Here is a 5,465-nt window from a genome sequence, read left to right on the forward strand (position 1 = left end):
CCTTCCCACCATTCCTCGGGATTCTGTTCTTTCTCGTTATTATCACCTATGCGTGTCTGGATGTTAAAAGAGTGCTCTGCGTGAATGTTCCCTTCGCGACTTAATAAAACACCTTTAATCGCAGTTGTTCCTAAATCAAAAGCTGCAATATAGTGCATATTTACACATCCTTTATTTAGCACTAGAAAGACCTTGAATGAAATGAACGAATTGTTCTTTATCTTGCGTTTCTATCATTCTCACAATCTCGCTTCCCACAACAACACCCTCAAATCCGCATTTCCACACCTGCTCAGCAAGACTGGCATTTTTTACACCAAATCCAGCCATCAATGCTGCATCTGTTTGACTGCGAATTTTATGATAGAAATCAGGCAATTCATTAAGGTTCGTTATATTTGTTCCTGTTTTCCCTTGATGAATTTGACAATAAACTAAGTCTGCTTCTTTTAAAGCGACCATCAGCTCACTATCTTCCATGCCGTTGTTAATTACAGGGATGACTGATACATTGAATTTATTTAACTTCTTACGAAGGCCAATCACTTCATCCAAAGGCAAATCTGGAATGATCAGTCCATCAATAATTTGATAGATGGATAAATCAATATAAAGTCCTGACTTAATCACATCTTCATAGTATCCCATTACCCATATTGGTACATTTATCTCCATTCGAAGCCTTTTGAAGAAAGGGAGTATTTGGTCCTTTTTATGAAAATTAGGATAGGCTCTGGCGTGCGATCGTTTAATTACTTCCCCCTCTAAATAGGGATTCATGCTTGGTATTCCTATTTCAACCGCATCGACACCGTTTGCGACTGCCTGCTTAACATACCCAAGGGCAGTTCCTACATTCGGATCCCCGCCTACAAAATAGCCTGTTAAAAAGGATTGTTTATCATTTTTTACCCTATTTAAAAAATTCTCTTGTGATGTAATCATGTGTTTTCACGGCCTAACTTTTGAATTATTAATGCAATAATAATGATCATTCCGGTAATGACGTTTTGCAAAAAGGTAGGAATCTCCAATATTGTTAACCCATTTGCTAGGATCCCTAGTACGGCGGCTCCAAATAATGTACCAAATATATTAGGAATTCCACTTCTAACAACGGTCATTCCTAGAAAAACTGCAGCATACGCATTTAAAAAATAGCCATCCCCACCAGTTGGATGCGCAGATCCAAGGCGTGAAGCAAGCAAAGCCCCTGTTAGAGCGGCTAGCATGCCACATAAGGCAAAAGCAAATGTCTTATACTTTTTTATTGGAATTCCTGACACCTTTGAAGCCTTTTCATTGCCGCCAATCGCATAAAAACGTCGTCCAACAGACATTTGTGTCATTAAAAACCAAAACACAAGTACAAGGACCAGCATTATAATAGATAACATCGGTATACCCGCTATACCCGTTTGTCCGATCCATTTAAAACCGTCGGGAATGTTTTCAAATATTGTAGATCCCCCTGTAAACCAAAATGTAAATCCACCGATGACAGTCCCCATTGCTAAAGTTGTAACAAATGATAATACATTAAAATGGGTAATAATTGACCCATTGATAAAACCTACTAAAAATCCAACAAGCACAGGAATAAGAATGCACAGAACAATAGGTACACCTTCCGTGGCTAGTTTGGCAGAGACTACTCCGCCCAAGCTGGCAATTGCTCCAATTGATAAGTCAAATTCATTGACGGACATGACCAAGGTTGCTCCAACTGCAATGACAACGAGCAGCGATATTTGACGAGTAATATTAATAAAATTATCTACAGTGGCAAAAGAAGAAGGGCTCAAGACGCTAAAAATAATGATGATTAATATGCCTGCAATAATGGTTCCATAGGAACTAAGAACACTCTTGTTAAAAATCTTATTTGGACTTTTCTCTGTTTGCGCAATCACTCGTGGACAACCTCCTTCTGAAAACGGTAGCAAACTTCTAAGACATCATCTGGTTTAATATTCTCATTCGGTAAATTAGCAACCGTTCTCCCCTCACTAAATACAATGATTCGATCACTAATTTCTAATATTTCATGCAAATCGGAAGATACATAGATCACACCTTTATTCTCAGACACTTGGTCTCGTAAAAATTGGTGAATTTCCTTTCTTGTCATTATGTCTACTGCCTGTGTCGGCTCATCGCAAATGTATATCGATGGTTCTGACAATAATGCCTTGGCGAAAACGACCTTTTGCTGATTTCCTCCGCTTAACTCTCCAACTGTTTGATATTTATTTACTGCCTTCACCTGGAATCGATTCATCTCTCTATCAATTAATTTGTCCTCTTCTTTCCTTTGGACGACTCCACCCTTTGTAAGTTTACTTAATATTGGCAGAGTCATATTTTCAGCGATAGAATTCCCCATAATTAAAGCATCTTCATGCCGATTTTCCGGTATTAAAACAACTCCCTTTTCAATGGCATGAGCCGGACTTGGATTTGTCACAAGTTGCTGATAAAAAGCGATTGTCCCCTCTTCTATCTTTCGCAAGCCATAGATTGCTTCCATTGTTTCTGTTCGGCCTGCACCTGCCAAGCCATAAACACCGAGGATTTCTCCTTCGTGTAATTCTAGGCTTACTTGTTTAACTACATGATCTGACGTCCGCAGATTGTTGACACTTAATAGTGTTTTTCCTATTGCGGGTTTTGCCCGATTATTTTTTCCCATTGAGGCTTGACCATCTGTCATATAATGAATCAGACGCTCCTGCGTTACCTCTTCTTTTGGTAAAGTGATGATTTGTTTGCCGCCCATTAGCACTGTGATTCGATCGGATAATTGTATGACCTCTTCCAGTCGATGTGAAATATAGATAATGGCTACTCCTTCTTTTCGCAATCGTTCAATAAATTGAAATAATAGTTCTGACTCTTTATCTGTCAGGGAAGCTGTTGGTTCATCTAATATCAGCAGCTTTGAATTTGACATCATCGCACGTGCAATTTCTAGCATCGTCCTTTCCGAAGGAGTCATTTCCGATACCGTTTTCTTTAGGGGAATATTCATTCCCCATTTCTCTATTAAGGCAGCTGCTTCCTTATGCATCACTGACCAATTAATTCCTAAGCCGCTTTTAGGATATTTCGTATTCAGATAAAGGTTTTCCAGTCCAGTAAAGTAAGAAATAAGTTGGCGATCTTGATGGATGACGTTAATTCCAAGATCATGTGCTTCCTTAGGGCTTCCTATTTTCACTGGGTTGCTTTGCCAATGGAGACTTCCTTCACTTGGAAAATAAACCCCGGTTAAAATTTTTATAAGTGTTGATTTACCCGCTCCATTTTCTCCGACTAAGGCGTGGACCTCACCGGCGTTTATAGACAAAGTTATATTATTTAACGCTTTATTCGTACCAAACACTTTGGAGATCTTATCTATTTGAAGTAACGCCATCCTGCAACCACCCTTCCTGAGTGTCTATTTTTCTTTTATCAATTCTGCTGGAGCATACATTTCCGTACTATCTACTTCTTGTCCATTAAACACTTTTTCCATTTGCTCCATAACGATATCTGCCATCCCTTCAAAGTTTTGCCGAACAGTCGCTTTAATTGGCGCTCCTGTCTCTATCATGACAATCGCTTGGCTATTTCCATCAATACCAGTTACGATAATGCCTTCTCTCCCAGCAGCTTCTATCGCTTGTGCTGCTCCAATCGCTGGCTCATCCCATCCGGCCCAAACTGCAGTAATTGACCCTTCTTCTTTATTGGCAAGAAGCAAGTTCTCCATTTGTTGACGTGCATTTTCAATCGGCCCTGGCACCTTAATTTCTTGTTCAGTAATCACATGAATATTCGGGTAATCCTTCAGCATTTCATCCAATACTTCTGTACGCTTCAAAACACCAGGATGCGGGCGATGCGTAAAAACAATTAGATTGCCCTCTTCCCCAATCTGCTCAATTAAATACCCTGTTATTAACTTGGACATTTCCGCATTATCACTTGTTGCATTCAAAGTCATTCCGTCAATATAGCTTGCATCACTTCCAAAGACATGGATGCCTTTTTCCTTTGCCATTTTAATTTGGGATTTCACTTGATTTGGATCTGTACTAACTAAGACAATTGCATCTACATTTGAAGAAATGACGTCTTCCATACGCGAGGCTAATGCACCTACATCCCCATTTGTATCAATCGTATTTGTTGACCAGCCTTTTTCTCCAGCAAGTTTTTCTAACGTATCAACCATTTGTTTTGTTGTAACGGATGATAGAAATGGCGTTAAAATCGCTATTTTTTTCCCCTCTTCACCTGATCCGTCTGACTTTTGTCCACATGCACTTAATGTGACTAATAGCACAAATGCTGTCACGATAATGACTAACCTTTTCATACCATAACCTCCTATGATTCTTTTATTATTATTTTTGCGGTTTCCATATCAGTAACCAAAACATCGAGCCATCCGCCCTTTAATGCCGCCCTAATTCCTTTGGCTTTGACTTCTCCACGTGCAATTCCTAATACAAGCGGCACCTTTTTTAAATCTTGTCCGCTAATTCCAATCATTCGCTCCGAGAAAGAGGTGTTTACCTGTTCCCCATTTGCATCAATGAAAGTCGTAGCTATACTTGCTACTACCCCATCCCTCTCAAGTGCTGCAAGATCTTCATCCGTCATATTCGTTGATTTAACATGTGTAGCCTCTTTAGAAATTTGTCCAATCCCAACCAATGCGACATTCACACGAGAATAGAAAGCCATCAGTTTAGCAATCTCAGGCTCATGAAGAAGGGTTTTTTTAGCCTCTGCTGAACGGACGACCGCTGGAGCGTGTAAAACTGAATAGGAGTTCTTTGTATTTTTAGCGAGCAAGGAAGAGTTTATATTCGAATGCCACTCCATTCCTTCCGATCCCCAGCCGCCTACTAAAGGGACAAAATGAATATTAGACTTTTGCGGATCAGTAACTTCTCTCGCCAATGCTGTTATCGATTTACCAGCCATCACCCCAACAACATCTTTTTCCTTGATATCGTTTTCAAAGAATGCAGCTGCTGCCTTTCCCATCAAAATATCAGCCAAGGCATCATCAGCATCGGTCGTATCAACTACAATTACATCCCGCAAATGATATTGCTGTATTAGCTTATTCTCTAAAACAGACTCATCACTAAACGGATTGCGAATAGAAATTTCTACAATCCCTTCCGTTTTTGCTGATGCTAAATACCTACTAACTTGAGATCGTGAAATTCCGTATTTCGAAGCAATTTGTTGTTGATTCATCCCATCCTGATAATAGAGATGACAAATTTTCACTAGTAATCTTAATCTTTCCTTATCCATAGAAACCCCCTTCTACCTAAGATTGCACATTTGTGCAACGTTGAGAATTTGTTCATGATGTAATTTAAATTTACCTACTTATCTGAAAAAAGTCAATAATTCCGAATAATATATTTATTGTTATTTCAGGATAATAGTCCTAT

General features: G+C 39.3%; 6 protein-coding genes. All 6 read right to left on the minus strand.

Annotation, left to right across the window (positions count from 1 at the left end):
- The coding region (locus RUH74_RS24215) for an FGGY family carbohydrate kinase (protein WP_396230171.1) at positions 1-158 on the minus strand (158 nt) is incomplete at its 3' end.
- 13 nt (positions 159-171) lie between these two features.
- Entirely contained in the window at positions 172-945 is a 774-nt protein-coding gene (trpA, locus tag RUH74_RS23990; protein WP_313805356.1) for a tryptophan synthase subunit alpha, read from the minus strand.
- Positions 942-1,913 carry an ABC transporter permease gene (locus RUH74_RS23995; protein ID WP_313805359.1) on the minus strand — a complete coding sequence of 324 codons (972 nt, stop codon included), beginning with the start codon at positions 1,911-1,913 and terminating at the stop codon, positions 942-944. Before RUH74_RS23995 ends, trpA begins: the two co-directional genes overlap by 4 nt.
- Positions 1,910-3,418 carry a sugar ABC transporter ATP-binding protein gene (locus tag RUH74_RS24000; protein WP_313805362.1) on the minus strand — a complete coding sequence of 503 codons (1,509 nt, stop codon included), beginning with the start codon at positions 3,416-3,418 and terminating at the stop codon, positions 1,910-1,912. Before RUH74_RS24000 ends, RUH74_RS23995 begins: the two co-directional genes overlap by 4 nt.
- 24 nt (positions 3,419-3,442) lie before the next feature.
- A complete protein-coding gene (locus RUH74_RS24005; protein ID WP_313805365.1) occupies positions 3,443-4,366 on the minus strand; it encodes a sugar ABC transporter substrate-binding protein in 924 nt (307 codons plus the stop codon).
- Between the two features lie 11 nt (positions 4,367-4,377).
- Complete coding sequence (locus tag RUH74_RS24010; protein ID WP_313805367.1) at positions 4,378-5,322, minus strand: sugar-binding transcriptional regulator; 945 nt, start codon at positions 5,320-5,322, stop codon at positions 4,378-4,380.
- Positions 5,323-5,465: the final 143 nt, after the last annotated feature.

The organism is Cytobacillus sp. (assembly GCF_032154635.1).
In the GTDB taxonomy this organism is placed as follows: Bacteria; Bacillota; Bacilli; order Bacillales; family Cytobacillaceae; genus Cytobacillus.